Here is a 26,621-nt window from a genome sequence, read left to right on the forward strand (position 1 = left end):
ACTGCACGAATGCGACGGATTGGATAATTAATTTGACCAGTTGGCGGCTGGGCACCTATCCTTGCAGACCGACAACGGCTCCGGACACGACCTTGAGCGACATCTTTTCCAGGATCGAGCATTCGCGAACCGCCGACGAGGTGGTGCAGCAGATCGAGAGCCTTATTCTCGAGGGCGTGCTGCGCGCCGGCGACCGGCTGCCCGGCGAACGCGAGATGGCCAAGCAGTTCGACGTGTCACGGCCGATCCTGCGCGACGCGCTGAAGGCGCTCGAAGCGCGCGGCTTGATGGTCACACGGCATGGCGGCGGCACACATGTCGCCGATGTCATCGGCCAGGTGTTTTCGAAGCCGGTGATGGAATTGATCGTCAACCACCGCAAGGCGGCGGCCGACTACCTTGAATACCGCAGGGAGATGGAAGGACTAGCGGCCGAATATGCGGCGCGGCGGGCGACATCGGAGGACCTCGCCCTGCTCGACGGCATCATGGCGCGGATGGAGGCGGCACATACCCGCGCCGACCCTACAGAGGAAGCGGAAATCGACGTCGAGTTCCACCATGCGGTGGGCGAATGCGCCCACAACATCATCCTGCTGCACACGCTGCGCTCCTGCTACCGGCTGTTGTCGGACGGCGTGTTCAACAACCGCCTTGTGGTGTTCACTGTGAGCGGGACGCGCGACGTGCTGCTCGAACAGCACAAGGCGATCCATCGCGCGGTGGTGGCTGGCGATCCGGCCGGCGCGCGCAAGGCGGCGATGGACCACATCACCTATCTCGAGCGCGCCATGGCCGAGGCCGAGCGCAGCGGCGACTGGCAGCGCATTTCGCGCCTGCGGCTGCGGCAGCGGACCGACAGCGGCGAGACGGGCCGGAAGCCATGACCGACGTGCATTTCCTCGATGCCCGGGGCCCCGAGGGCATCCGGGTCTACGCCATCGGCGACATTCACGGGCATCTGGACCTGCTCACCGAAATGCATGGGCGGATCGCGGCGGAGATCGAGCGCGACAAGCCCAGCGACTGGCGCATCGTCCACCTCGGCGACCTGGTGGACCGCGGGCCCGACAGCCGGGGCGTGATCGAGTACCTCCTCGCGGCCACGGCGCGCGACAGCCGCAACATCGTCTTGACCGGCAACCACGACACCGGATTTCTCGATTTTCTTGCCAAGCCCGATGCGGATGGGCTGTTTGCCCGGCATGGCGGGCAAGAGACGGCCCGCTCCTATGGCGTCGGATTGAACATGAGCGATGCGTCGGGGCTCAGGCAAAGCCACGTCCAACTCGTAACCGCAGTGCCCGACAGCCATCTGCGCTTCCTGCGCGCGCTGCCCTATTCGGCGTCCTTCGGCGATTTTTTCTTCTGCCATGCCGGCATCCGGCCCGGCATTCCCCTCGACCAGCAGGATCCGCAGGATCTCATCTGGATCCGCAACCAGTTCCTCAACCATCCAGGGCTGCACCCGAAGGTGGTGGTGCACGGGCACACACCGCAGGCGGAGCCCGAAGTGCTGGCCAACCGGGTCAACATCGACACCGGCGTGTTCTATTCAGGCGTGCTGACCGCGCTCGTCATCGACGGCGCGGAGAAACGTCTGTTTTCAGTGGAAAAGCCCGGCTTCAGCGGGAGGCGGTGACGCCGTAGCCGTCGACGGCGTGGTGGTCGGCCGCGGCATCGGCGGCATAGATCCCAAAGCCGCCGAGCACGATTGCCGACAGCATGGCGAAGGACAGGAGCGCTGCTTTCAAGGGAGTCATCTCAGGTTGAGCTTCCTGCATTCTGCATGAGCAGAGTTACGAATAAGTTTCCGAAAAGTTTAAGCGAAGCCGTCGAGGCGCGGCTTCACGGCCGTGCTTCTAGGGTGGTTCTGTATCGGGCTTGTGTCGCGCGGCACTCAGAGATGGTTCATTCGCGATACCATCGCCAACTGGCGCGGGGCTGTCTTTAGAAAGGCTTTGGGGCACAATCCAGCAGGCAAATGACTATCCCCGGCGGATTTTGTTCGACGTGCCAAAAATGTCACGAAAACGGGGGGCGCGACCGGTCAGATCGCGGCGACCCAGGACCGCGCCAGCGCCAGGCCGACGGCATCTGCCTCGGCGCCGTGAAGCTCGGCCTCGCTGTCGAGGCGCTGATGCCAATCGGGATGGCGTTGAGCAATCGTGTCGGCAAAGGCCTCGCTCCAGTCGCGAATCATCGGCCGATCGGCTTCGAAGTGGAACTGGATGCCATAGCCGGCGCGGCCAATGCGAAAAGCCTGGTTGCCAGTGACCGAACTGCCGGCAAGCCGCACGGCATCCTCGGGCAAGGTGAAGGTATCGTCGTGCCACTGGAAGATCGGGAATCGCTGGGGAAGATCGCTGAAGACCAGGTCGTCCTGGGCCTCTTCGGTCAGAGTGATGCCGTGCCAGCCGAATTCGGTCGAGCCGCCGATGCGGATGTGGCCGCCGAAGGCGCGCGCCATCAACTGACTGCCGAGGCAGATGCCGAGCACCGCCTTGTCCCTTTCGACAAATTCGCGAGCGAGTTCGAGCAAGGCCGGGAAATATGGGGAATGGGCGTCGTCGCGCGCATTCTGGCCGCCGCCGAGGATCACCATGGCGTCGTGGCCGGCCGCATCGGCCGGCAGGGCGTCGCCGAGATAGGCATTGCACCGGTCGATCTCGGCGCCGACTTCCACGAGTGCGGCTCCGACCTGGCCGAGGCCGGTGTTGGCAAAATTCTGGACGACAAGAACGCGCATTTCGGCCCTTCAGCAGCACAGTGACAACGCTGCGGCGAGCCCTATCATGAGGCGCACGACGCAGCCAAGAAGGAACAGCTATGCCACTGCAGAACCGGGTCGACCCGTTCGGCGAGATCCATGTCGATCCGGCGCGCGGCATGTTCACCGGCAATCGCGGCATCATCCACGATCCCGAGACGAGATCGCTGCAAAACCGGCGCTGGGCGGCCAAGGCGTGGATCACCTGCGCGCTCGAGTTCAAGGGCGTGCGCCGCGTGCCGATGGGGCGCAACCGGCCGGGCGACAAGACGGGGTGGACGGAGTTGTTCTTCCTCGACGAGGTGACGGCGCTGGCCGCCGGGCACCGCCCCTGCTTCTATTGCCGTCGCGCGCGCGCCCAGGCCTTTAGCGCAGCCTATGCCGGTGCCTTCGGCGCCGAAGACCCGAAGGTCGGCGAGATCGACGGGCGGCTGCACCTGGAAAGGCTGGCGTCGGGCGGCAAGCCCATCGAGGTCGACCGGCACGCGCTGCACCTGCTGCCCGACGGCGCGATGTTCTCGGACGGGGCCTCCGACTACGCGGTACGCGGCGGCAAGGCGCTGCGCTGGAGCTTCGGCGGCTACGACGCAGCCTTGGGCTTTCACGAACTGGCCGATGCCGAAATGTGCATCATCACGCCGGCGACGACGCTGGCCGTGTTGCATCAGGGCTACCGGCCGGACTGGCACCCGAGCGCGGAGTTGCTTTCGGCAGGGGCATAGGTCCGCTGCGAGCGGCACGATGGGCATCGAGCAGCGCCGCGAAATAGGCAGGCGGGATGGTCATGACCAGCGATGCGCGACGACCGAGGATCTTGAAGGACATGCCGGTCGCGGCGCGGCGCGCCATCTCGTCTTCTGTGAGGTTGAGGCCGATTACTTCCTTGATGATGCAGAAGTCGGCGCAACTGACGCGCTCGCGATCGATTGCTATCGTGCTTACCTTTTCGCCATCGGCATAGGCCTGCTTGAGATAGACGCGCTTCGGGTATCGACCGGTGACAAGGATCTGGAAGTCGTCGTTTACGGACTGCCCCTTCGGATCGATCCAGCTGCGGATCAGGTAGGTATTTCCAAGCAGGTTCCGGTCATGAAAAATCAGCGGCCCCGAGACTTTGATCAAGCCCGTGTGCGGATCCTGTTCAACCGAAATGTTCTTGGACACCTGCTCCTTCTGCCCTGCTGGCACGATTGGAATGCCGTAGGCGGCGGCGAGCTGCGCACCGCAACCCGCCAACAAAAGGCATGCAGCAACGACACGAAAGATCGCCATCTCCGCCCCCCGTCAAATGATGAACATAACATGAACAAACATGGATATCCAGAGGCCACGCAGCTGCCCCTTGACCGCCGCCACGGCCTGCCGCATTGCTCGGCCATGCGCGCAAACTACAAGATGCAACGGCTATTCGTGCCTGATGACCTCTCCTCCGGCGCGGCTTTCGATGCCAATCCGCAGCAGAGCCACTACCTCGCCCATGTGCTTCGCCTCGGCGAAGGCGCGGTAGTGCTGCTGTTCAATGGCCGTGACGGCGAATGGTCCGCGCGGATCGCGGGCAGGACCAAGAAGGCAGTGCGGCTCGAGGTGCTGGAATTGCAGCGGCCGCAGCCTGATCACCCCGATCTCGTCTACTGCTTTGCACCGCTGAAGGTGGGCCGGCTCGACTATCTCGTGCAGAAGGCGGTGGAGATGGGGGCGGGCACGCTGCTGCCCGTCATTACCCAACACACGCAACTGGCAAAACCGAGCATCGAGAGGCTGCGCGCCAATGCCGTCGAGGCCGCCGAGCAATGCGGCATCCTGGCCATTCCCGAAGTGCGCGAGGCGGTGAAGCTGGAGCAGTTGCTCAGCAGCTGGGACAAGGACCGGCGGCTGATCTTCTGCGACGAGGATGCCTCGACCAACAATCCGATGGCGGCACTTCAGGGTATCAAGGAGCGCAAGCTCGCCCTCCTGGTCGGGCCTGAAGGCGGCTTTTCCGACGAGGAGCGCCGCATGCTGCGCGCCCTGCCCTTCGTGACCGCCATTCCACTGGGACCGCGCATCCTGCGTGCCGACACGGCGGCGGTGGCAGCACTGGCCGTCATCCAGGCCACCATCGGCGACTGGTAGTCAGGCAATCATCTTTCCAGGCCAGGGATTGATGCCGTCGCGCAGCCAGAGCAGCGTGTCGAGCCAGAAATCGGCTGCGTGACGACTGTGGAAGAGGCCGAAATGGCCGATCTCCTGCCGGTCGAAATCACTGGGCGAAAGCAGAAGCTGGGTCGTATTCGCGCCTGAGTAATAGGCCAGCGCCCGCTTGATGGCCTGTGGCGTGCCGAGTTCGTCATCCGAAACGCCGATGGCGAGGATGGGTGCTGAAACGGCGGCAAGGCGACGAAGGACAGCGTCGCGCTCATCTTCGGGATGGCTCTGCTCCATGCGGGCGCGGCGAAAGCTCCATTCGTTGGCCACATCAGAGGGAAGATCCTCCAGCCAGCCGAGGCGCTTGCCGGGGAAATAGCCCAGCAAGGCGGTGAGCGCAGGCATCGCGACATGCCATTTCAGGAACAGCCGCTGACGCCGGTCCCCCGCATAGTCGCGCCACCAGGCATATTGGGCGCCGACGGTGAGCATGCGCGCAATGCAGGGCGCGGATTTGGCGAGGCCGGGCAGGAAACCTCCGATGCTGTGGCCGACGACCATCACCGGCGCGTCGGGATCAAGGGCGAAAACGAACCGCAGGGCGGCATCGAAATCCAGTTCGCCCCAGTCACGCCATCGGTAGCCGCAGCGGCGCAAGTCGGCCGGCCGCGAGGCGCCAATGCCTCGGTAGTCGTAGGTCAGGACATCGAGGCCGTGTCCGGCAAGAAAGGCGGCGTAGCGGTGATAATATCGTGCCAGCACGCCGGTGGCAGGATTGAGGATGACTGTGCCGAAGCCGGAACCGAAGGGCCGCGGCCAGAGATGGCCGTGCAGCACGACGCCATCGTCGCAGACGATCTCGACAGAGCTGGGGGCGGCGACCGATACGGCAATGGACATGGCAAACCTCGCATGCGTGCAAGTTGCTGCACAGATATGCGAAATTTCCTTTTGGATACACTCACTAGTCGGTATACATAGACGATGAAACCGACAGACATTCCGACGCGCGAACGCATCGTCACCGCCGCCTCGAAACTGTTCTACAGCGCCGGCATCAGGGCTGTCAGCGTCGATGCCGTGGCCGAAAAGGCGGGCTTGACCAAGCGCACGCTCTACTACCATTTCGCCAGCAAAGACGAGTTGATCGCCGCCTATCTCGACGGCCGCGACCAGCCAAATCTCGCTCTGTTCCAGCGCTGGTTTGCAGAAGCGGAAGGCGGGCCGGCAGAGAAGGTGGCGGCCATATTCACCAATCTTGCCCGGGCCGCGCGCCAGCCGAAATGGAAAGGCTGCGGTTTCCTGCGCACGGCTGCCGAACTTGCCGACATGCCCGGCCATCCTGCGATCAAGACCGGCATCGCTCACAAGAAACGCGTCGAAGGCTGGCTGCGCGATGTGCTGGCAGAAGCAGGCGCGGCGTCGCCCGAGATGCTCGCCCGCCAGATCGTGCTGCTGCTCGACGGTGCCTTCGCGGTGGTGCTGCTCAATCGCGATGCGAGCTACATGGAAACGGCAGGCGCAGCGGCATCGACGCTGGTCAAGGCGGCACTTTCGGCGCGATAGTCAAGACAAGGACTTGCTTGACGCAGCGGGTGCAGCGAAATCATTCAATATCTATTGACGAAGGCTCAGGATTTTTCGCTTGATCGGCAAGCGCTCGATCGTCCATCAAGCGCCCGCGGTCCTTCCGCCTTCAGGAGAAGCATACATGGCGCGCGACACCACTGATTTCCGGCCTATCGAAGGGATGGACGAACTCGTCGACTATCTCGCAGCCGGCAACAAGCCGCGCGACAAATGGCGAATCGGTACCGAACACGAGAAATTTCCTTTCTATGTCGACGGCAATGCGCCGGTTCCCTATGGCGGCGACCGCGGCATCCGCGCCATCCTGGAGGGAATGCAGACCAAGCTCGGCTGGGACCCGATTATCGATGCCGGCCGCATCATCGGCCTTGTCGAGCCAACCGGCCAGGGCGCGATCTCGCTGGAGCCGGGCGGGCAGTTCGAACTTTCGGGCGCGCCGCTGGAGACGATCCACCAGACCTGCCGCGAGGGCAACGCACATCTGGCGCAGGTTCACGAAATCGCCGAGCCGATGGGCATCCGCTTCCTCGGCCTCGGCGGCAGCCCGAAATGGACGCTGGCAGAAACGCCGCGCATGCCGAAGTCGCGCTACGACATCATGACCGCCTACATGCCCAAAGTCGGCACCAAGGGCCTCGACATGATGTACCGCACCTGCACCATCCAGGTGAATCTCGACTTCGAGAGCGAAGCCGACATGCGCCGCAAGATGCAGGTGTCGCTGAAGCTGCAGCCGCTTTCCACTGCGCTGTTCGCCAACTCGCCCTTCACCGACGGCAAGCCCAACGGCATGCAGAGCTGGCGCGGCGACATCTGGCGCGACACCGACAACCAGCGCTCGGGCCTGCTGGAATTCTGCTTCTCGCCCGAGTTCGGCTTTGCCGACTATGCCGAATGGGCGCTTGACGTGCCGATGTATTTCGTCATCCGCGACGGCCGCTACCACGACATGACGCACATGACCTTCCGCCAGTTCATGGCCGGTGACGCGCGCAACGAAATCACCGACGGCATGCCGACCATGGGCGACTGGGCCAACCACCTGTCGACCCTGTTCCCGGACGTGCGACTGAAGCGCTTCCTCGAAATGCGCGGCGCCGACGGCGGCCCATGGCGCCGCATCTGCGCGCTGCCGGCCTTCTGGGTCGGGCTGCTCTATGATGCGGAAACGCTCGATGCAGCGGAAGAGTTCACCCGAGACTGGAGCTACCAGGACGTGCGGGCGATGCGCGATGCGGTGCCCGAGCAGGGCATTTCGGCACCGTTCCGCAACGCCACGTTGCGCGAAGTCGGCCGCGAAGTGCTTGCCCTGTCGCGCCAGGGGCTGGTCAACCGTGGCCGCAAGAACCGCGACGGCTTCGACGAGGCAGGCTTCCTCAACACGCTCGACGAGGTCGTCGCACGCGGCACGACGAGCGCCGAGGAAATGCTCAACGCCTACAACACGCGCTGGGGCGGATCGATCGAGCCGGCGTTCCTGGAGTATGCCTACTAGGGCAGCGAAAGCCCCTTCAACCTCCAGCTAAAAGGCACTACGCTCCTCCTCCGGCGAATGACCTGAGGAGGAAAAAATGCTGCCACTGTTCGAAATGCTGGCCAATGCCCAGAACGGCAACGGCATGGAGGCACTGGCGCGCCAATTCGGGCTCAGCCAGCAACAGACGCAATCGGCGCTCGAGGCGCTGATGCCCGCCTTCAGCCAGGGGCTGAAGCGCAATGCCTCCGACCCCTACGGCGTCGGCTCCTTCCTGCAGGCCATGGCGAGCGGCCAGCACGCCAAGTATTTCGAAGACGCCACGCGCGCCTTCTCGCCCCAGGGGGTGCAGGAAGGCAACGGCATCCTCGGCCACCTGTTCGGGTCCAAGGACCTGTCGCGAGCCGTCGCCGGGCAGGCAGCGCAGGCGACCGGTATCGGCCAGGACGTGCTCAAGCAGATGCTGCCGGTGATCGCGTCGATGATCATGGGTGGGCTGTTCAAGCAGTCGACCGGTCAGATGCAGGCGGCCAGCGGCATGGGCGGCAACAACCCGCTGGGCGAGATCATAGAGCAGATGATGCGCCAGGGTGGCGGCATGATGGGCGGCGGGCAGCAGCAGGCGCCCCAGCAGACGCAGGCGCCCGACCCGTTCGACAACCCGTTCGGCAAAGTGCTGAAGGACATGTTCGGCGGCGGCCAGGCACAACCGCAATCGGCGCCGCGCCAGCAAGCACCGCAGCAGAGCCCCTACGGCGACAATCCACTGGGCAAGATCTTCGAGGAAATGCTTGGAGGGGGCGGTGCCCAACCGGCTCCGCAGCCGCAGGCGCGCCAGCGCCCTCAAGAGCAGGCGAACCCGAGCGGCAGGCAAAAAAACCCATACGACGACCTGTTCGGCAAGATGTTCGAAACCGGCAGCCAGCAGCGCGACGACTATCAGAAGGGCGTCGAGTCGATCTTCGAGCAGTTCAGCAAGGGCATGGACAGGTATCGGTAGGGAACTAGGGATCAAGGCAACAGGGGAATAGGGGAACAGTGACGGCTGCCTTACTGCCTGCCCAAGAAAAAGCCCGGTCCTTGGGAGGACCGGGCAACTGCAGGCAAGGCCGGCGGGGACCGGCTGGGAGTGGGGAGCCTGCGAAAGCAGAAATCGATCAGGCGACGCGCCGGGCCATGGCCTCGATGTTGTCGGCGCGGGCTTGCCGGATCGTGCGCAGACGCGCGGTCGGATCGCTGGCAATCGGCAGGTCGACGGCGACATGCAGGTCGCCACGGGTGAGCCCTACATCGGCGAGTTCGGTGTCGGTCATTTCGCCGAGGCGGTAGAACGCACGGCGATTTTTCCAGGCGCGGAGGAGATCGGCGGTGTAAGTGACGATACGCATCGCATTCACCGGCCGAGCCGCGGAATGCGTCGTCTCAGTGCAATGGTCAAGCGTGGTCATAGTCATCTCCCTGAGGGACAAACGGGTCCCTTCCGGTCGACGCTCCTTGCCGCCGCACCGGTTCCGATACACATGCCTCATGTGGACGATCAAACATTGCCATCGGTGGATTGATTAATCCAACGAATGTTTCTAATCTTTATCATCAAAGTTCATGATGGAAACGTCGATGGCCGCTCCGCTCGATCTTGACCAGCTCCAGACCTTCGTCACCATCGTCGACACCGGCAGCTTCACCCGCGCCGCCGACGAGGTCCACCGCACCCAGTCGGCAGTGTCTATGCAGATGCGCCGTCTCGAAGAGCGCATCGGCAAGGCGCTGTTCGAAAAGGAAGGGCGCATGAACAAGCTGACCGAGGAAGGCGAGCGCCTGCTCTCCTATGCGCGGCGGCTGCTGCACCTGAACCGGGAAACGCTTGCCGCCTTCGACGACCGCGCGCTCGAGGGCACGATCCGCATCGGCGTGCCCGACGACTATGCCGACCGCTTCCTGCCCGAGATCATGGCGCGCTTCTCGCGCTCCAACCCGCGCGTCGAACTGTCGGTCATCTGCGAGCCGACGGTCAACCTCGCCGACATGATCCGCCGCGGCAATCTCGACATCGCCCTGGTGACCCAGTGCGAAGGCACCAACCCGACCGAGATCGTGCGCAACGAGCCGCTGCTGTGGGTTTCTTCGGCCAGCCACATGGTGCATGAGGAAGAGACCCTGCCGATGGCCTTCGGCCGGCCGAACTGCCAGTGGCGGCGAACCGCCTGCGAGATGCTCGACGCGCGTGACCGCAGGTATCGCATCCTTTTCACCAGCTGGTCGGCGACCGTCATCACGGCTGCCGTGCTGGCCGGGCTTGCGGTGTCGGTCTTGCCCGAGTGTGCACTGCGGCCTGGCATGCGGGTGCTGGGAGAGGCCGACGGTTTCGGCTCCCTGCCCGACTGCAAGATAGGAATCCTGCGCGGCCACTCCAGCCGGCCGCAGATCATCGATGCGCTTGCCCGCCACATCTCGGAAAGCCTCGACAACATCTCGATACCGTCACCGGAAGAAACGGGTTCCTTCGATTTCGCCGCGATGATGGCGACGCGCAGCCGGCGGCTGAAGCCGAACCAAATCATGCCGGGATGGTAGGCAAAGGCTGAGCCGCGTGCTTGACGGGGGGGCCATGCCGGCCCTCAATCATGCCATGAGCGAAGTTGCCACCGAATCACGAACCAACGCTGCGGAATATACCGTCAGCGAAATTTCCGGCGCGCTGAAGCGCACGGTCGAGGACACCTTCGGCAATGTGCGCGTGCGCGGCGAAATCTCCGGCTATCGCGGACCGCATTCGTCGGGCCATGCCTATTTCTCGCTGAAGGACGACCGCGCCCGCATCGAGGCGGTGGTGTGGAAAGGCACGATGAGCCGGCTGAAATTCCGTCCCGAGGAAGGGATGGAGGTCATCGCCACCGGCAAACTGACCACCTATCCCGGCTCGTCAAAATACCAGATCGTCATCGACAATCTCGAACCTGCGGGCGCCGGCGCGCTGATGGCGCTGCTGGAGGAACGCAAGCGCAGGCTTGCCGCCGAAGGACTGTTCGACGACAGCCGCAAGCAGCTGCTGCCGTTCATGCCGCTGGTCATCGGCGTCGTCACTTCTCCGACCGGCGCTGTCATCCGCGACATCATCCACCGCATCAAGGATCGCTTTCCGCTGCATGTGCTGGTCTGGCCGGTGCGCGTGCAGGGCGAGACGTCAGGCGCCGAGGTGGCGGCGGCTGTCAACGGATTCAACGAACTGCCCGAAGAAGGCAGCTTCCGTCGTCCTGACCTTCTGATCGTAGCGCGTGGCGGCGGCAGCCTCGAAGACCTCTGGGGCTTCAACGACGAGGCGCTGATCCGCGCGGTGGCGGCCTCGCATATTCCCGTCATTTCAGCCGTCGGCCACGAGACCGACTGGACGCTGATCGACCTTGCCGCCGACAGGCGGGCACCGACCCCGACAGGTGCCGCCGAGCTCGCGGTACCGGTGAAGGCCGAACTCGAGGCGACACTCGCCAATCTTGGCGCGCGGCTGCGCGGCGCCGTCTCGCGCATGATCGACCGACGCAGCCAGGCGGTACGCGCCGCGGCACGCGCCCTGCCGACGCCCGACCAGTTGCTGGCGCTGCCCCGCAGGCGCTTCGACGAGGCCACCAGCCGGCTTGGCAGGGCGCTGACGGTCACCACCGAACGCAAGCGCGCGCGGCTTTCAGCTGTGCGACTGTCGCCGGCGACCCTGTCGCGGCGCATCGCCGAGACGCGCCGCCACCTCGACCGCGACATGCTGCGGGCCAACGCGGCCCTGCGCTCCCTGGTGCGCGAGCGGCATATCCGCTTCGACCGTACCAGGGCACGGCTGTCTCCCGAACCGCTGGCCAGGCGGCAGGAGGCCTGCCGCCTGCAGGTCACCAGCCTGGAACGGCGTGGCGCATTGGCCGTTGGCCGCAGGCTCGAACGCGCGCGGACGCAGCTCTCGCAGGCAGACCGGTTGCTGGCGACGCTTTCGCACAAGGCGGTGCTGGCGCGCGGTTTTGCGCTCGTGCGCGATGCCGACGGTGCGGTGCTGAAGCGTGCAATCGAGATTTCGGCAGGGGCCGCGCTGTCGATCGAGTTTGCCGACGGCACGGCCAATGCCGTCGCCACCAGCGGCGATGCCAAGCCACGACCGCCGGCCAAGCCGGTGAGCAAGGTCAAGGAACCCGGCAACCAGGGCAGCCTGTTTTAGTCCGAGGTCGGTCCGGACGGCGTCGCAAGCACTGGAGCGACGAGCGGGGAAATGAAGGGCGCGCTCCACGATCCGCCGACGAAGAAAGCCGCAGGCGGGATTGCCGGCGGAGTGGTGGCCGTGGCGTCCTTGGCTTCGATCGCCCCGGACAAGGCCAAGCCGCGGCCGACGTAAGGCACGATTCCCGTCAGCCAGATGCGGTTGGAAGCGGTGCGCGCCTCGGCCTTGTCGATCCTGGCGACACCGTTGGCAACCGTCGCCTTCAACTCGACGCCATCGACCGGCAGCGTGCCGCCAGAGACTTCGTCAAGCGAGAAGAAGCCGCGTTCCGACGAACGCTTGAGGAATGCCTGCAGATCGAGGCCGACGATGGCGCCGGCGCCGAATGTGACGGCAATCGAGCCGTTGGCATTCTGCAACAGGGTGTTCCAGCTGATGCCCGGCCCCTTGAGGATGACTGACACGGTGCCCCGCCCGATCGGCACGATGCGGCTCATGCCGGCGGCGGTACCGAACGCGCCGCCATCGATGTCCGATGCCAGAAGACGCAGTTCTGCCTGGGTGCCGCCTGGCTTGCGATCGAAGCGAATGCCGGCCTGGACATTGCCGCCAAAGGCTTCGGCGTCTGAGATGTCGAAGGCCATCAGGCCGCCCTTGACCTGCGCCGTGGCGGCGACCTCGGACAGCGCAATCGAACCGGCAGTTGCCTTGCTGGTTGAAAGCCTGAGATCGAGGTTGATACGCTCTGCGAAGCTGGTATCGATCTCGGCCGTCCCGGCATTGGACGACGCCATCGGCGCGAAGGCCGAGGCAAAGGTCATCAAGTCGAGCGAGTCGAATGCAAGGGTGCCGGAGATCGCTGGCACGGGTCCGTTCAGCGACAGATCGAGAATCCCCATGCCGGGATTGCCATCGATCGTCACCTTGGCGCTGTCGAGCTTGAGACGATCGAGATCGCCCGTGATGCTGGAAGCTACGGAGATCGAGCCGACCGGGCTCGCGGGCAAAACGCCGGAGCGTGACCATTCGAGCACCCGCCTGAGCGAGGATGCGGCAAGCTTGACCTGGCCGTCGACATGGACATCGCCGGACAGGCTGGCGGCGCCGTCAAAGGACGCCTCCACCGGCGCTGACTTCAGTGACGCGACGATGGGCGCGGTGCCGCCGGCAAAGAGCACCAGCGGGCGGGGTGACGACAGTTCGAGTGCAGCCTGCTCGCCACGCCAGATAGCGGTGGCGGTAAGGCTTCCAGCCTTGTTGAGCGCCGGCAGGCTGGCCTTGCCAGTGAGGTCGGTCAAAAGCTCGTCTTCGCCCTCGTCCGAAACGGCGACGACTCGGCCATCGACAAATTCGACAGAGCCGAATTCATCCGAGGGCATCTGGCTGAGGTCCGGTTCAGCGGGACTGGCAGAAACCGTGGCGCGTGCAAGCTCGATTGCCCGCGTCAGTCTGCCCCCGCGCGATTGGGGCAGCTCCAGGCCGCCATCCGCCAGGCGCCGCAGACGCACCGTCGGCCGCAGGAAATGGGCATCGGAGAAGTCGACATTGCCGCTGAGGGCAGAAAATGCCGACAGCTCGATCTCGACCCGTTCGGCCTCGATGACCGGCGATCCCTGCTCATCTTCCCAATCTGTGAGTGTCACGTCGGTGAGCGTGGCGCGGAAGACCGGCCATATCTCGATGTCGGGCGTGCCGTTGATCGAGACGCGGAAGCCGCTCCACGCGCTCATCTCAAAGGCGATGCGGTCCTTGACGATCTGGGTAGAGGCGACGAACGGCACGGCAGCAACAGCCACGGCGATCAGGACGGCAATGCCGACGATCGCCCAAATGCTGCGCCTGAACAGTGGTGATGGCATGTTGCCCTTGTGCTGCCCGTGCTGCGCGGTTGTGGCAACGGGTGTAACGGAGACTCGCGGCATTTCAAGTCTTTGTGGCCTTGCGATGACGTTTGCGCACAGCGCAATGGCGCTATTCGACATCTCCTTGATCTGCTGCAGTGCGACATGCATAACCAGATGCCGTTCTGGGAGAGATGCCGATGTCCGTTGAAACGCCGCTGTGGGTGCCTTCCGCCAAGCAGGTCGCGGAAGCGCCGTTGACGGCGTTCGTGGCCGAGGCGTCGGCCCGCGCGGGGCGTGCATTCTCCAGCTATGCCGAACTGCACGCCTGGTCGGTGGACGAGCGCGAGGGCTTCTGGAACCTGGTCTGGGACTTCTGCGGCATCGTCGGCGACAAGGGCAGCCGCGTGCTGGTCGACGGCGACAAGATGCCGGGCGCTGCCTTCTTTCCCGATGCCAGGCTGAACTTCGCCGAGAACCTGTTGCGCGGATCGGGCTCCGGCGAGGCGATCGTCTTTCGCGGTGAAGGCAAGGTCGAGCGGCGGCTGTCCTGGGACGAGCTGGCGGCCCTGGTGTCGAAGCTGCAGCAGCTGTTCGTTTCGCTCGGCGTCACAAAAGGCGACCGGATCGCTGCGATGATGCCGAACATGCCCGAGACGGTGGCGGCGATGCTGGCAGCCGCCTCGATCGGGGCGGTGTGGTCGTCATGCTCGCCCGATTTCGGCGCACAGGGCGTGCTCGACCGCTTCGGCCAGATCGAACCGAAAGTCTTCATCGTGCCCGACGGCTACTGGTATGCCGGCAAGCACATCGAAGTCGGCGAGAAGGTCGCAGCGGTGGCCGCAAAGCTGACGACCGTGAGCAAGGTGCTGGTGGTCGACTATCTCGGCACGGCCAGCGACGTGGCCTCGTCCATCGCCAAGGCCGAGGCGCTGGAGGATGCCCTGGCGCCGTTTCCGGCCAGGCCGGTGACGTTTGAGCCGCTGCCGTTTTCGCACCCGCTCTACATCCTGTTTTCCTCGGGCACGACCGGCATTCCCAAATGCATCGTCCATTCGGCCGGCGGCACGCTGATCCAGCATGTCAAGGAATTGCGCCTGCATGCGGGGCTGAAAGCCGGCGACCGCCTGTTCTACTTCACCACCTGCGGCTGGATGATGTGGAACTGGCTGGTCTCGGGGCTGGCCGCGGAGGCAACGCTGCTGCTTTATGACGGCTCGCCGTTCCATCCCGACGGCAACGTTTTGTTCGACTTCGCCCAGGCCGAGAAGATGACCTATTTCGGCACCTCGGCGAAATTCATCGATTCGGTGCGCAAGGCCGGCCTGAGACCGATCGACAGCCACGATCTTTCGACCGTGCGCACCATCTCGTCGACCGGCTCGCCTTTGTCGCCGGAGTGCTTTGCCTTCGTCTATGACGGCATCAAGAAGGATGTGCACCTCGCCTCGATCTCCGGCGGCACCGACATCGTCTCGTGCTTCGTGCTCGGCGTGCCGACCGAGCCGGTGTGGACGGGCGAGATCCAGGGCGCGGGCCTCGGCCTTGCCGTCGAGGTCTGGGACGACGACGGCCAGCCGGTGCGCGAGGAAAAGGGCGAACTGGTCTGCGCCAGGGCATTCCCGGCGATGCCGATCGGCTTCTGGAACGATGCCGACGGCGCCAAATACCACGCCGCCTATTTCGAGCGCTTCGACAATGTCTGGTGCCATGGCGACTTCGCCGAATGGACAGCCCATGGCGGCATGATCATCCATGGCCGCTCGGATGCGACGCTCAATCCGGGCGGGGTGCGCATCGGCACCGCCGAGATCTACAACCAGGTCGAGCAGATGCCGGAGATCGCCGAGGCGATCTGCATCGGCCAGGACTGGCAGGACGACGTGCGCGTCGTGCTGTTCGTCCGCCTCGCCCCGGGCGTTTCGCTGGACGCGGAGCTGGAAAAGCGCATCCGCACCAAAATCCGCACCGGTGCCAGCCCGCGCCACGTGCCGGCGAAGATCGTCGCCGTCGCCGACATCCCGCGCACCAAGTCGGGCAAGATCACCGAACTCGCCGTCCGCGACATCGTCCATGGCCGACCGGTCAAGAACCAGGAAGCCCTGGCAAACCCCGAAGCGCTCGAGCTCTACAAGGACATCGAAGTCCTCGGGAGCTGAGGGCCTCATGCTTAACGAAGGGTAACCACCAAATTTACCTAGACTTCAGGAGTGGTACACTTTCGTAAACTTATCATTATCTCGGTAAGGAGCTGTTAAGGTTCGACCCCGATAGTCATGCCTAACTTGAAGGGAGAAATCCCTTTCCTCGTCTTCGAGGATGGCACGTTAGCTCAAGTCCCCGTTGTAAACAGCATCTCCTTTCAAGGCGCCAATCTGGCGCCTTTTTCTTTGGCGTTTGTTGGAGAAGCTAGAGCGACGCCTCGGCGTCGCGCACCAGGGCGCCGGAAAGCAGTACCACCGGCACCATGGCGGTGATGATGATGACGATCGCTGCGACGGCACCCTCCTCCGGCACGCCGCGCGAGGCGTTCTCATAGACATGGGTGGCGAGGGTGCTGAAACCGAAGGGGCGCAGCAGGATGGTCGCCGACAGTTCCTTGACGGTGTCGACAAAGACCAGCACCGCTGCTGTCAGGATGGCCGGCTTGAGCAGCGGCAGGAGCACGCTGGTGGCACTCTGCGCCGGCGTCTTGCCGAGGCTGCGGGCGGCCTCGTCGAGGCTGCCGGGCAGCTTTTCCATGCCGGAGCGGATAGCGCCCTCGGCAAGCGCGACGAAGCGGATGGTGCAGGCGAGGATGACGGCGGCGGCCGAGCCGGTGAGCAGCAGCCCGGTGGAGACCCCGAGATAGGCGCGGGCGAAGGCGTCGACCGAATTGTCGAAGCGGGCAAGCACGAAGAGCAGGCCGAGGCCGAGGATACCGCCTGGCAGGGCGTAGCCAACCGACGCGAGCCGCACCATCGCCGCCATGCTGCGTGTCTTCGACAGGCGCTGGGCGTTGAGCAGGAACAACGCGATGCCGACGGTGACGACGGCGGTGATCGAGGCAGTCATCAGGCTGTTGACGAAGGCGCGTGCGACGTCGGGCGAGGCGAACTGTTCAAGGCGGCGCGATGCATACTGGCCGAAGATGGTGATCGGCACGCCGAAGCCGCTTAGGATGGGCAGAAGCAGGGCCGCGGGCATGGCAAAGCGTGTCCAGCCCTTGAGCGCAAGGCGCGGCGGGTGGACCTTGAGGTGGGTGCCGCGGCCGGCATGGAAGCGTTGGCGGCGGCGCGCCCATTGCTCGGCGACCAGAAGCAGCACGACCAGCACCAGCATCAGGATGGCGATCTGCGCCCCGCCTTCGAGGCTGCCGCGGTTGAGCCAGGTGGTGTAGACGGCGACTGTGAGCGTGCGGACGCCGAAATATTCGGCCGCACCGATGTCGTTGATACTCTCCATCAGCACCAGCGCCACGCCGGCGACGATGGCCGGCCGCGCGACTGGCAGCAGCACGCGCCAGAACACCCGCGCCGGCGAGGCGCCGAGCGTGCGCGCGACATCGGCGATATTGCGTCCCTGCATGAGGAAGACAATGCGGGTGGTCAAATAGACATAGGGATAGAGCACAGAGGCAAGCACGAAGGCCGTGCCCCAGGTCGAGCGTATGTCGGGAAACCAGTAGTCGCGGATGGTCTGGAAGCCGAACACGGCGCGGACCAGGCTCTGCACCGGCCCCTGATAGTGGAAGAACTCGCCGAATGCATAGGCTGCGAGATAGGGCGGCACGGCAAGCGGCAGCACCAGCGCCCAGGACAGCATGCGGCGGAACGGAAAATCATAAGCGACGACCGCCCAGGCGCAGGCGACGCCGGCAACCGATGTCAGCGCTGCCACCATGACCAGCAGCGCAAGCGTGGTGCGCGTGGCGCCCGGCAACACGTTTTCGATCAGATGCGGCCAATCCTCGCCGGTGCCGGAAAGGGCGACGAAGACAAGCGAAAACACCGGCAGGACGACGACGACGGCGATCGCGAGCGCCAGCGTGCCGAGCAACGGGTGGCGCGAGCGCTTGACGGGCAAAGCTCGGGCGTCCGCGGCAATCGCCTCGGCCGAAATCCCCTGACCTGCTCCGCTTGTCATCGGCAAGGCCGCTCCCCGGCAATGCAGAAAAGCCGGACCGATTGCCCGGCCCGGCTCTTCTTCAGTTCATGTACCCGCCTATCAGCTGCTCGGGCCGTCGTCGAGGCCGACGCGGTCGACCATCTCGGAGGCAGCCTTGCGGCCCTTGGCGATGTCGACCAGCGGCAGCGTGTCAGCCTTCAACTCGCCGAAAGCCTTGACGGTCTCGGACGGCTCGAGGCCGGGCTCGACCGGATATTCGTAGTTCTTCTTGGCGTAGACCTGCTGGGCCTCGTGGCTGGCCAGGAAGCGGATCAGCTTGACGGCGTTGTCACGGTTGGGCGCGTTCTTGGCGAGCGCCGCACCCGAGATGTTGACGTGGGTCAGGCCGTTCTCGAAAGTCGGGAAGAGGACGTTGATGGCGTTGCCCCATTCCTTTTCCTTCGGGTCCTTCTCGTTGTTGCGCATCAGGCCGACATAGTAGGTGTTGCCGATGGCGATGTCGCACTCGCCGGCAGCGATGGCGCCAGCCTGCGGACGGTCGCCGCCGTCGGGCTTCTTGGCGAGGTTGGCCTTCAGGCCCTTCATCCACTCTTCGGTCTTCTCGGGGCCCCAATGGGCAATTGCTGCCGAGAACAGGGCCAGATTGTAGTCGTGCTGGCCCGAACGCATGCAGATCTTGCCCTTCCACTTGGGATCGGCGAGCTCGGCATAGGTGATCGCCGTGTCCTTGACGCGCTCCTTGGAGGCGTAGATCACGCGGGCGCGCTTGGTGACGCCGAACCAGTTGCCTTCCGGATCGCGATATTCGGCCGGCAGCAACTTGTTGATTTCCTCGTCGACCAGCGGCTGGGTGACGCCCTTTTCCTTGGCCGAGGTGAGACGGGCGATGTCGACGGTCATGATGACGTCGGCAGGCGAATTCTGGCCTTCCGCCTGGATGCGCTCCTCAAGACCCTTGTCGAGGAACAGCACTTCGGTCTTGATGCCGGTCTCGGCGGTGAAGGCATCGAGCACCGGCTTGATCAGATCGGGCTGGCGATAGGTGTAGATGTTGACCACGCCATCGGCGAGCGCCGAGGTGGTGAAGAGCGCCGCAATCGCGAGGGCGCCGCCGGCAATTGCCGACCTGGCGTTTCCAAACTTCATTTTTTCTCTCCTGGCCAAAGGGGGCAAAGTCCCTTGAGGAACATATGGCAGCCTCGCTTGCGAGACCCCCTTCCCTATGGCCATTGTGACACTTGCGGTCAAGTTTAAAGGCCAACAAATTCAATAGTTTAGAACTGTTCTAAACTGGACTGTTTTGCACCGGATTCAATGGCTTGTTCGACAAATTCTAACAACAGCCAGCGAGGATCACGCAGATGTGCACAAAATGTCGCACCCGGCGGGCGCCCACTACTCTGCGAGAACCCTCGTTGAGGGGAAGGTGACCTCTATCAGAGTGCCTTCGCCCGGGGTCGAAGCAATGGTGAAACGCGCGCGATTGGCCTCGACCATCGCCTTGGTCAGCGGCAGGCCGAGGCCGGTTCCGTCGCCCCTGCCGCGCTTCAGCGAATTGATCTGCTTGAACGGTTTCAGCGCCTGCTCGATCTCGGACTGGCTCATGCCGATGCCGGTGTCGCGCACCCGCATGACGATGTCGCCCGAGATTTCGTAGGCGGTGGAAACGATGACCTGGCCGCCAGCCTGGGTGTAGCGCACGGCATTGGACAGGATGTTGAGCGCGATCTGACGGATGCTGCGCCGGTCGGCGACGATTTCCGGCAGGCGCGAGGCAAAGCTGGAGCGGATGATGACTCGCTCGCGATTGGCCTGAGGCTGCATCATGGCCACCGTCTCGGCGAGCGTATCGTTGAGCGACACCGCCTCGTAATCCATCTCCTGCTGGCCGGCCTCGATCTTGGAGATGTCGAGCAGGTCGTTGACCAGATCGAGCACATGATTGCCGGAGCGGTTGATGTCGCGGAGATAGTCGCGGTAGCGGTCGTTGGCGACCGGGCCGAACTTCTCGTCGACCATCAATTCGGAGAAGCCGATGATGGCATTGAGCGGCGTGCGGATCTCGTGGCTGATGCGGGCGAGGAAATCGGTCTTCTGCGACGACGACCGCTCGGCCACAGCGCGCGCCTGGGTCAGTTCCTCCTCGGCACGCTTCCATTGGGTGATGTCGCGGACGACGGCGCAAAAGCCGCTGTCGTTGGGCAGGCGGCCGATGGTCATGAACAGCGGTATGAAGCGGCCCTGCGATTCGCGGCCGATGACCTCGCGGCCATCGTTGAGCACGCTCGCCACGCCATGCTCGGACAGGCCGACCAGATAGTCGCGCGCGGCGCGCTGGCTCTCGATGGCAAACAGCGAATGGAACTGCTTGCCGGTGACCTCGTCGCTGTCGAAGCCGAACAAAGCTTCGGCCGGTCGGCTGATCGAGCGAATGGCGCCGTCGCGGTCGATGAGCACGACGCCGTCGGTGGCAGTGTCGATGATGGTGCGCATCTCGGCGAGACGCTCTTCAAGCTCGGCTATCTGGCCCGAGGCGTCGTCGAGGTCGTCATCGCCGCTGATGCGACGTACCACCAGCATCAGCGCCTTGCCGTCCTGCCAGGGCACCGAGCGCAGCACCGCCTCGATCGGAAACTCCTCGCCGTCGCGGGTCTTCAGTTTCAGCTCATGGTCTGAGCCCGGTTCGTCGCCGTAGCTCTCGGCAAACAGCGCGTCGAGGCCGCCGGCCTGCGCCAGTTCATCGACCGAACCGTAGCCGGTCAGGTCGAGAAACTCGGCATTGGCATAGTGCAGCACGTCGCCGGCATGGATGAGCACCGGTACCGGCAATTCCTCGAGGATCGGGGCATCGACGGGCGTGTCGCGTCCCCCCGAGAACGACGGGATGACGTCCTCGGTGCGCAGCGGAGGCCTTGCGGGCTCGTCGCGCGGAGGTTCGGCCTGTTCGGCTGCCGGTTCGCTTGCTCGCACGGACGACAGAGCCACGACCTCTGCACCCTCGCCCGCCGGCTGATCTTCCGGCGCCACCTGAGTGGCACCAGGGGCATCCTGTTCGGCAAGTTCGGCGGCGGCGGCTTCGGAATAGCCGGCAATTTCGGCCGACGCCGCTTCGCCGTTGTTCTCGGCAGCCGCCACGTCCGCTTCTGGTGCGCCCGATCCTGGCTGCTGCCGAGCGGCGACAATCTCGCCCGCCCGCTTGAGCTTTTCGCCGATCTCGCGGAAGGCGTTGCGCTCGACGGACGAAAGCCCCTTGCCGTTGGCGGGCTCATCCGGTGCGGTCGGCCGATGCTCGGCAAGCCGGATCACCTTGTCCGAATAGCGGCGATCGTGCGTCGGCTCGATTTCCAGCGCCGGTACTTCCCCAGAGAACGGGTCGGCGGGAGCGGCTGCCTCGGCTGCGGGTTCGCCCGATGGTCCAGTCCCGGCTTCCGCCTGCTCAGCAGGGTCGACGGCCCCCGGTTCGGCGGCCGAAGACGCAGGTTCCGGCAGCTCCTCGGTGGCAACCTCACGCGTAGCTTCTGGCGGTGGCGTGCCGTTGGGCACCAGAGCCAGGCCGATGCGCTCGTGGTCGATCACGGCCTCAGCCGGGCGCGCCACGCCAAATCCTCGAAAACCCTCGAAACTGCGGTCGCGCCCATAGACCGGCAATGCGGCGAGATCGACCGGGATACGCTGTTCCGAGCCGGCCACCGGCCATAGCACCGAACGGCCCGACCAGGTGTCGCGGCGCTGGAGCAGTCCGGCGATCTCGCCGGAGGGATCGAGCTCGAACGTGTTCGAGACATCCTGGAAGCGCCGGCCGATGACATCGGCTGCATGCTCGCCGACCACGGCGGCGAATTCAGGCGAAATCGCGCTGAAACGTCCCTCGGCATCGGTGCGCCAGACAAAGCGGACCGGTGCCGCCGATCGTTCCTTCACCGGCTCGGGGCGTTTCGCCGGCGGCTCGGCGGCCTCGCCAGCCACGACAGCCGGCCTTTCCACGAGTTCGGCGACAGATCCCGGCTCAGGCAGCTTGGGCGAATGCTGCGCGGCAGCCATCTCGCGGACCGCGGCGCCGCCCCTGCTTTCGCGTTCCTCCGGGCTGAAATACCAATGATCGTGGTCTGAATGCGGAGAGACTTGTGGCTGCGCTGGGGCGGTCGCCTGCGTCCGCTGGGGATCGGCATCCCGGGCAGGCTCCAGCGCAGGTCCGGCCGGAGCCTCCTCGGGGGGGCTGCCTTCGAAGGCTTCGATGCGTTCATCGACGACGACAAGCAGATGCCGCGCCGGATCGTCGACAAGCCGCGCCAGTCCGGCAGGCAGGTAGCCACCGGCGGCGGGGATGGCCCGCTTGATGATGCGGTCGCGTTCGCGGCTGACGGCAGAGACCAGACCGGCAAGGGTCGAGGTAGCGATGCCAAGGTCGGCAAATCCCTCGGTCGCCGCTTCTATTTCACCTCGGCCATCGACAAAGGCGAGAAAATGCCCCGGCTCGGTGAAGCCACGGATGGCGTTGGCGGCAATGTCCCTGACGCCACGCGCGCTCGCCTGGGTTACGGGAACGGCAAGCATGATTGCGGTTTCGCCATCAGGCAGCCGGACCGAACTGGCCATGAAGGCCACGGCGCTGCTGGTCATGCCCGATGCCACCCGCACCATGATGGCGCGGTCGCTGCCGATTTCGGGAAAGCCCGAGGTCGCGGCGATCTGCCGACGCGCCGCCAGGCCCAGGCGCGCCGGCGCGCCGATCACCGCATCGATGTCGTCATAACCGAGCACGGCAGCACCCGGACCATTGGCCCAAACAACGTCCTCGAGGTCGGCAGTCAACACGACGATAGCGTCGCCAGCAGCAAAATGCTGCCTGACACGGTCGACCACCGCGACGTCGATGAAGGAATAGGCTGCTGACGGCATTCACATAACCCGCAAGGCACGCATTCTCGTAATTAACGCTTTGTTAATAAAAGCCGTCATCGCCAAGGTCTAGCAAACAGGTGTCATAGAGCGAGATTATTCTCGCCACGTGGTTAACCCCGCAGAAGTCAGAAATGGTGCATTGCAACATAGATATTGCATTGCACCATAAAATGCCCTATATGAGACATGCGAATAAACGAGACGGGTGACAACACCCCGTCCAGTCACAGGGTGAGACAATGTCCAAGACCAAAACCGCAGAATTCGCAGACACCATCGAAATGCCGAGCTTCGACGTTTCCAAGGCCACCGACCAATTCCGCGTCTTCGCAGAAAAGGGCGTCGAGCAGTCCAAGGAAGCCTACACCAAGCTCAAGACCGGCGCCGAAGAGGCGCAGAAGACGATCGAGACCAGCTATGAGACCGCCCGCAGCGTGACCAACGAGCTGTCGCTCAAGGCGATTGCCGCACTCCGCACCAATGCCGAAGCCGGTTTCTCGCATCTCGAAGCTCTCGCCGGCGCCAAGTCGCTGTCGGAAATCGTCGAACTGCAGACCTCTTATCTGCGCAGCCGCGTCGAGCAGACCGTCGAGCAGGCCAAGGACTTCCAGGCCGTTGCCTCGAAGGCCGCCGAAGACGTTTCGAAGCCGGTCAAGACCGCTTTCGAAAAGGCGCTGAAAGACCTCAAGGCCGCTTAACAGCGTCCGACAAGATACCCGGCGGGCGGTTCCTCCTCCCTCTGCCTGCCGGGCGAAGCGGCCAGCACCTCCTCCCGCTGGTCACACAAAGGAAAAGGCCGGCACCTCCTCCCGCCGGCCTTTTTCTTTTTCCGGGGCCGATATCCCGCTGAATTCAGCGACTTCGCGCTATGGGCACAAATCGCCGCAGTGGATGGTTCGCAAAGCTCTTGAAATGTGTTGGAATTGTCCGTAAGGACGCTGCGCCAGAGCAAGGCACGCGGTTGTAGCTCAGTTGGTTAGAGCGCCGGATTGTGGATCCGGAGGTCGGTGGTTCGAGCCCACCCAACCGTACCAATTTTAATCAAAGAAATTCAATACCTTACAAAACTGGCGCCGGCGTTGGATGCCAATTTCATGTTGCATCTCTGATCGAATCGAAAACCCTTGTTTTCCAATGATTTCCTCCATTTACCCGCAAGTCTGTGCGACATAGACGCAACATAGAACGACTTGATGATCCATGAGGAGCGTAGAATCGAACGCGAGAAACATGGGAGCGTGATTGTTCAGACACCAACGCGAGGAAGTTCGTAGTGCGCAAAAGTGATCGACCTCCTGGTCATCCCGGGAGAGTCCGTGCATCGGAGATTCGAGCGGTTGTGGTCGCTAATCCCTCGCGCTAACAGTTATTTTCCTATCAAGGTAGCATCCAGCCGTCCCGGCGCCACTGTTACAATCGATGCTCCCAGCTGCCCGCGTAGAAGCTTAGTTTCCATAGATGGTGTTAGACGCCGCCCGTCCTGGAACGGCTCGTCGACCGGATGGCAGCTGTCCGCACCCGCCACGTATCCGCCATGCGTGAAACGTATCTTGAGCGCGGCACGGCGGCGGCGTCGATTGCCCGCGCATATCCCGGTTCAGCAGGACGCGTCCTCGCTGTCCGCGTAGTCACCGTGCCGGGAGCCGCCCACTGACGAGACTGTTCGGCTTCACCAAACTGACGCGGCAGCCCTATGTCGGGACCTTCGCCAAAAGGAAACGACAGGCATAGCCAATGGCGAAGCGAAAAAACTCATCACCGCTGCCCTTCGGCTCGACAAAATCCTTGGGCCGGGGCACTTCCAGTAGTTTGTACGGCGGGCCGCCCGCGTTGTTGTGCTGGAATGCTGTGTAGGTGGACTCAATCGATTTCTGGTACCAGTCGGACTTCGAGCCGTCGCCGCTCATGAAAACAACAGCGGGCGCATGCGAGAGGCCGATAGCCTGCCGACGAACTTTCTTTCGTAGTCTGCACTCTGGAAGGCTTCGTCCTGCCAGTTCCGGCAGTCTTTCAGCCGCGCGGTCATGACGACGTAGCCGACCAGCCTGCGAATTCGCAACACGAACTCCGCTCGAGTCGATTACGAACAGCCCGCCAACTGCGCGTCGGCGATTGTCGCGGTCTGAGGTCGTGTCGGCGGTGACAACAAGCCGAGGCTGAATTGAGCGCGTTCGAGGGGTTCTCCTGGCCACAACCATCTGGAAGCACTCATGGAAAACTCAAGACCAATTCTCCGATCTGTGATTACAGAGCTGGCAGACCGTTTGCCTCAGCTTGGAGGTGACTACGGCAGCAGAGATTTCGACGTCGACCTCTTCCGTGCATTCGACACGCGCAGGGTTCGAACAGCCAAGCGAGTGAAATTGGATGTGGTCGAACAAGGTCCGCCGCACGATCCTCGGGAACCACGCATTTATGCGCTGGATCCCATCGCCTACGACGATTGGGTCAGCGAGACGCCGGAAGTCGGAACCACCTATTTTGACGACGATGGCAACCTCGCGTCCGACGTCGCTCAATTTGGCTACCTCGACCAAAATGGCGAGTTTATAAAACGTCCTGTGCTGGACCCCATTCCCGATTTCACAAGAAATATTGGTGGAGCCCTAGAATTAAAATGGCGAGTTTTTCAGTCCTATCTCAAGCTTAGAATTACTGAGGCTGACGGAGATTGGGGAAACGAGTATCGCGTCGAGCTGTTGACCGTGTCCGAGGAGGCAGTGCATGCATATCAGGCAGACTCATTGCCACACGCTATCATCGGAGCCGTTCTGGGGACGCTGCTGAGCGGATGGACGCACGATCTGGCTTCATACGAAATCATCAACGGATAAGTGGGGAAATGCATGTTTCAGCCTTGGATCGGCGATAGCTATGATGCGCCTGACAATATGTTCGACGGGAAACGTGTGCTGGTCATTGGAGAGTCGCACTACGCATCCGAGCATGAGATTGGGAGCATTGTCCCGGATATGACCAACGACGTCATGCGAATGTATGCTTCGGGCAAACGCGAGCGCTGGATGCGAACGCTCGACAACGTCGCATGGACAGTTTCGGGCAAAGGTCGTGGCGAACTGGAACGAGAGGGCAAGCGAGGCGAGTTTAGCGTTTGGAACTCGATGGCCTTTTACAACTACATTCCGGTCGTGTTGGCAGACGACGCACGTTCTGATCGGCCAACGGCCGAGCTATTTCGTTCAGGGATGGAGCCGTTTGAAAAGGTAATTCTTAAACACCAACCCGACATTCTGGTGATTTGCGGCTACGGGCTTTTCCCATGGATCATCAGCAACCACTATTCAGAATGCGCCGGCGACCCGTGGTCGTTTAGGGGCGAGTGGATCGACATTCCCCGTCAACAGCCTATTCGGGCCGTGCGTATGATCCATCCGTCGACCGCGTTTTCACCGAAAAAATGGAATCCAGTGATCCGGCGGGCCCTCACGACATAGCTTATGACGGACCTACGCTAAGTTTGGCGCAGGCGGCCGGCCGATGTCTATCTGAAGCCGCGGCGATAGGCTTTGTCCAAGATCGCGGTCCAGCCTTGCCGACAGATCAAGACCAACCCGCGTGATGGTACCTTTCCAAGCCGTCCCAAGATGTTCGGCATGG

General features: G+C 63.5%; 23 protein-coding genes and 1 tRNA gene. 14 read left to right on the forward strand and 10 right to left on the reverse strand.

Translation table 11 applies throughout. The features are described 5' to 3' along the window. Positions 1–92: 92 nt before the first annotated feature. Both CO731_RS23830 and CO731_RS23835 read left to right on the forward strand, forming a co-directional pair. Entirely contained in the window at positions 93–887 is a 795-nt protein-coding gene (locus CO731_RS23830) for an FCD domain-containing protein (protein WP_108609121.1), read from the forward strand. Beyond that, entirely contained in the window at positions 884–1,642 is a 759-nt protein-coding gene (locus tag CO731_RS23835) for a metallophosphoesterase family protein (protein WP_108609122.1), read from the forward strand. Before CO731_RS23830 ends, CO731_RS23835 begins: the two co-directional genes overlap by 4 nt. Here CO731_RS23835 and CO731_RS23840 read toward each other — a convergent pair. Both CO731_RS23840 and CO731_RS23845 read right to left on the reverse strand, forming a co-directional pair. Further along, entirely contained in the window at positions 1,626–1,763 is a 138-nt protein-coding gene (locus CO731_RS23840; RefSeq protein ID WP_162244938.1) for a hypothetical protein, read from the reverse strand. The two genes, CO731_RS23835 and CO731_RS23840, sit on opposite strands and share 17 nt — an antisense overlap. A 287-nt stretch (positions 1,764–2,050) precedes the next feature. Continuing rightward, positions 2,051–2,749 (reverse strand): type 1 glutamine amidotransferase, encoded by a 699-nt coding sequence (locus CO731_RS23845; RefSeq protein WP_108609124.1) that lies wholly within the window; start codon positions 2,747–2,749, stop codon positions 2,051–2,053. 80 nt (positions 2,750–2,829) lie between these two features. Between CO731_RS23845 and CO731_RS23850 the strand changes: the two genes are divergently transcribed. Further along, on the forward strand, positions 2,830–3,492 hold the full coding sequence (locus CO731_RS23850; RefSeq protein ID WP_108609125.1) for a hypothetical protein: 663 nt from the start codon (positions 2,830–2,832) through the stop codon (positions 3,490–3,492). Positions 3,493–4,147: 655 nt separating this feature from the next. After that, the gene (locus CO731_RS23855) at positions 4,148–4,882 is read left to right on the forward strand and encodes a 16S rRNA (uracil(1498)-N(3))-methyltransferase (protein ID WP_108610023.1); all 735 of its coding nucleotides are present in this window, start codon (positions 4,148–4,150) and stop codon (positions 4,880–4,882) included. Here CO731_RS23855 and CO731_RS23860 read toward each other — a convergent pair whose 3' ends face one another. Further along, a complete protein-coding gene (locus CO731_RS23860; protein ID WP_108609126.1) occupies positions 4,883–5,794 on the reverse strand; it encodes an alpha/beta fold hydrolase in 912 nt (303 codons plus the stop codon). It lies immediately after the preceding gene. Positions 5,795–5,878: 84 nt separating this feature from the next. Between CO731_RS23860 and CO731_RS23865 the strand changes: the two genes are divergently transcribed. The 3 genes from CO731_RS23865 to CO731_RS23875 all read left to right on the forward strand — a co-directional run bounded on the left by CO731_RS23865 (position 5,879) and on the right by CO731_RS23875 (position 8,958). Next, positions 5,879–6,460, forward strand: coding sequence for a TetR/AcrR family transcriptional regulator (locus CO731_RS23865; RefSeq protein ID WP_108609127.1), 582 nt, complete (start codon positions 5,879–5,881; stop codon positions 6,458–6,460). A 145-nt stretch (positions 6,461–6,605) separates the two neighbouring features. Next, entirely contained in the window at positions 6,606–7,979 is a 1,374-nt protein-coding gene (locus tag CO731_RS23870) for a glutamate--cysteine ligase (protein WP_108610024.1), read from the forward strand. 76 nt (positions 7,980–8,055) lie between these two features. Beyond that, a complete protein-coding gene (locus CO731_RS23875) occupies positions 8,056–8,958 on the forward strand; it encodes a DUF937 domain-containing protein (protein ID WP_108609128.1) in 903 nt (300 codons plus the stop codon). Positions 8,959–9,115: 157 nt separating this feature from the next. Here the strand turns inward: CO731_RS23875 and CO731_RS23880 are convergent, their stop codons facing one another. Continuing rightward, a complete protein-coding gene (locus CO731_RS23880; protein ID WP_108609129.1) occupies positions 9,116–9,406 on the reverse strand; it encodes a DUF1127 domain-containing protein in 291 nt (96 codons plus the stop codon). 169 nt (positions 9,407–9,575) lie between these two features. Here CO731_RS23880 and CO731_RS23885 point away from each other — a divergent pair, with 169 nt between their 5' ends. After that, entirely contained in the window at positions 9,576–10,532 is a 957-nt protein-coding gene (locus CO731_RS23885) for a LysR substrate-binding domain-containing protein (protein WP_108610025.1), read from the forward strand. A gap of 55 nt (positions 10,533–10,587) precedes the next feature. Then, positions 10,588–12,153 (forward strand): exodeoxyribonuclease VII large subunit, encoded by a 1,566-nt coding sequence (gene xseA, locus CO731_RS23890; RefSeq protein WP_108610026.1) that lies wholly within the window; start codon positions 10,588–10,590, stop codon positions 12,151–12,153. On the opposite strand, the gene CO731_RS23895 is transcribed toward xseA, so the two are convergent. Then, complete coding sequence (locus CO731_RS23895) at positions 12,150–14,012, reverse strand: AsmA family protein (RefSeq protein WP_108610027.1); 1,863 nt, start codon at positions 14,010–14,012, stop codon at positions 12,150–12,152. The two genes, xseA and CO731_RS23895, sit on opposite strands and share 4 nt — an antisense overlap. A 182-nt stretch (positions 14,013–14,194) precedes the next feature. Here CO731_RS23895 and CO731_RS23900 point away from each other — a divergent pair, with 182 nt between their 5' ends. Then, a complete protein-coding gene (locus tag CO731_RS23900) occupies positions 14,195–16,153 on the forward strand; it encodes an acetoacetate--CoA ligase (protein WP_108679467.1) in 1,959 nt (652 codons plus the stop codon). A 250-nt stretch (positions 16,154–16,403) separates the two neighbouring features. On the opposite strand, the gene CO731_RS23905 is transcribed toward CO731_RS23900, so the two are convergent. The 3 genes from CO731_RS23905 to CO731_RS23915 form a co-directional block, all read right to left on the reverse strand. After that, the gene (locus tag CO731_RS23905; protein WP_108609130.1) at positions 16,404–18,119 is read right to left on the reverse strand and encodes an iron ABC transporter permease; all 1,716 of its coding nucleotides are present in this window, start codon (positions 18,117–18,119) and stop codon (positions 16,404–16,406) included. 81 nt (positions 18,120–18,200) lie between these two features. Next, on the reverse strand, positions 18,201–19,247 hold the full coding sequence (locus tag CO731_RS23910; protein WP_108609131.1) for a Fe(3+) ABC transporter substrate-binding protein: 1,047 nt from the start codon (positions 19,245–19,247) through the stop codon (positions 18,201–18,203). Positions 19,248–19,496: 249 nt separating this feature from the next. Then, on the reverse strand, positions 19,497–23,000 hold the full coding sequence (locus CO731_RS23915) for a PAS domain S-box protein (protein WP_108609132.1): 3,504 nt from the start codon (positions 22,998–23,000) through the stop codon (positions 19,497–19,499). A gap of 242 nt (positions 23,001–23,242) precedes the next feature. On the opposite strand from CO731_RS23915, the gene CO731_RS23920 reads away from it, so the two are divergent. Both CO731_RS23920 and CO731_RS23925 read left to right on the forward strand, forming a co-directional pair. Then, a complete protein-coding gene (locus tag CO731_RS23920; RefSeq protein WP_108609133.1) occupies positions 23,243–23,701 on the forward strand; it encodes a phasin in 459 nt (152 codons plus the stop codon). Between the two features lie 259 nt (positions 23,702–23,960). Beyond that, positions 23,961–24,037, forward strand: a tRNA-His gene (locus tag CO731_RS23925). 657 nt (positions 24,038–24,694) lie between these two features. Here CO731_RS23925 and CO731_RS23930 read toward each other — a convergent pair. Both CO731_RS23930 and CO731_RS28830 read right to left on the reverse strand, forming a co-directional pair. After that, positions 24,695–24,910 carry a hypothetical protein gene (locus tag CO731_RS23930; RefSeq protein WP_108609134.1) on the reverse strand — a complete coding sequence of 72 codons (216 nt, stop codon included), beginning with the start codon at positions 24,908–24,910 and terminating at the stop codon, positions 24,695–24,697. Beyond that, positions 24,907–25,062: a hypothetical protein gene (locus tag CO731_RS28830; protein WP_159091693.1), complete on the reverse strand. Its 156-nt coding sequence runs from the start codon at positions 25,060–25,062 to the stop codon at positions 24,907–24,909. Before CO731_RS28830 ends, CO731_RS23930 begins: the two co-directional genes overlap by 4 nt. A gap of 151 nt (positions 25,063–25,213) precedes the next feature. On the opposite strand from CO731_RS28830, the gene CO731_RS23935 reads away from it, so the two are divergent. Both CO731_RS23935 and CO731_RS23940 read left to right on the forward strand, forming a co-directional pair. After that, positions 25,214–25,837 (forward strand): hypothetical protein, encoded by a 624-nt coding sequence (locus CO731_RS23935; RefSeq protein ID WP_159091694.1) that lies wholly within the window; start codon positions 25,214–25,216, stop codon positions 25,835–25,837. A gap of 12 nt (positions 25,838–25,849) precedes the next feature. After that, positions 25,850–26,458: a hypothetical protein gene (locus CO731_RS23940; RefSeq protein ID WP_108609136.1), complete on the forward strand. Its 609-nt coding sequence runs from the start codon at positions 25,850–25,852 to the stop codon at positions 26,456–26,458. Positions 26,459–26,621 lie beyond the last annotated feature (163 nt).

The sequence above is a fragment of the Aminobacter sp. MSH1 genome (assembly GCF_003071665.1).
In the GTDB taxonomy this organism is placed as follows: Bacteria; Pseudomonadota; Alphaproteobacteria; order Rhizobiales; family Rhizobiaceae; genus Aminobacter; species Aminobacter niigataensis.

What these genes read in the sequence shown, in the direction of transcription:
- xseA (WP_108610026.1), top strand. Translation starts at nt 10,588, where the DNA reads ATGAGCGAAGTTGCCACCGAATCACGAACCAACGCTGCGGAATATACC.
- CO731_RS23840 (WP_162244938.1), bottom strand. Translation starts at nt 1,763, where the DNA reads ATGACTCCCTTGAAAGCAGCGCTCCTGTCCTTCGCCATGCTGTCGGCA.
- CO731_RS23860 (WP_108609126.1), bottom strand. Translation starts at nt 5,794, where the DNA reads ATGTCCATTGCCGTATCGGTCGCCGCCCCCAGCTCTGTCGAGATCGTC.
- CO731_RS23895 (WP_108610027.1), bottom strand. Translation starts at nt 14,012, where the DNA reads ATGCCATCACCACTGTTCAGGCGCAGCATTTGGGCGATCGTCGGCATT.
- CO731_RS23920 (WP_108609133.1), top strand. Translation starts at nt 23,243, where the DNA reads ATGTCCAAGACCAAAACCGCAGAATTCGCAGACACCATCGAAATGCCG.
- CO731_RS23900 (WP_108679467.1), top strand. Translation starts at nt 14,195, where the DNA reads ATGTCCGTTGAAACGCCGCTGTGGGTGCCTTCCGCCAAGCAGGTCGCG.
- CO731_RS23875 (WP_108609128.1), top strand. Translation starts at nt 8,056, where the DNA reads ATGCTGCCACTGTTCGAAATGCTGGCCAATGCCCAGAACGGCAACGGC.
- CO731_RS23930 (WP_108609134.1), bottom strand. Translation starts at nt 24,910, where the DNA reads ATGAGCGGCGACGGCTCGAAGTCCGACTGGTACCAGAAATCGATTGAG.
- CO731_RS23885 (WP_108610025.1), top strand. Translation starts at nt 9,576, where the DNA reads ATGGCCGCTCCGCTCGATCTTGACCAGCTCCAGACCTTCGTCACCATC.
- CO731_RS23850 (WP_108609125.1), top strand. Translation starts at nt 2,830, where the DNA reads ATGCCACTGCAGAACCGGGTCGACCCGTTCGGCGAGATCCATGTCGAT.
- CO731_RS23880 (WP_108609129.1), bottom strand. Translation starts at nt 9,406, where the DNA reads ATGACCACGCTTGACCATTGCACTGAGACGACGCATTCCGCGGCTCGG.
- CO731_RS23865 (WP_108609127.1), top strand. Translation starts at nt 5,879, where the DNA reads ATGAAACCGACAGACATTCCGACGCGCGAACGCATCGTCACCGCCGCC.
- CO731_RS23845 (WP_108609124.1), bottom strand. Translation starts at nt 2,749, where the DNA reads ATGCGCGTTCTTGTCGTCCAGAATTTTGCCAACACCGGCCTCGGCCAG.
- CO731_RS23870 (WP_108610024.1), top strand. Translation starts at nt 6,606, where the DNA reads ATGGCGCGCGACACCACTGATTTCCGGCCTATCGAAGGGATGGACGAA.
- CO731_RS23855 (WP_108610023.1), top strand. Translation starts at nt 4,148, where the DNA reads ATGCGCGCAAACTACAAGATGCAACGGCTATTCGTGCCTGATGACCTC.
- CO731_RS23910 (WP_108609131.1), bottom strand. Translation starts at nt 19,247, where the DNA reads ATGAAGTTTGGAAACGCCAGGTCGGCAATTGCCGGCGGCGCCCTCGCG.
- CO731_RS23905 (WP_108609130.1), bottom strand. Translation starts at nt 18,119, where the DNA reads ATGACAAGCGGAGCAGGTCAGGGGATTTCGGCCGAGGCGATTGCCGCG.
- CO731_RS23935 (WP_159091694.1), top strand. Translation starts at nt 25,214, where the DNA reads ATGGAAAACTCAAGACCAATTCTCCGATCTGTGATTACAGAGCTGGCA.
- CO731_RS23915 (WP_108609132.1), bottom strand. Translation starts at nt 23,000, where the DNA reads ATGCCGTCAGCAGCCTATTCCTTCATCGACGTCGCGGTGGTCGACCGT.
- CO731_RS23940 (WP_108609136.1), top strand. Translation starts at nt 25,850, where the DNA reads ATGTTTCAGCCTTGGATCGGCGATAGCTATGATGCGCCTGACAATATG.
- CO731_RS23835 (WP_108609122.1), top strand. Translation starts at nt 884, where the DNA reads ATGACCGACGTGCATTTCCTCGATGCCCGGGGCCCCGAGGGCATCCGG.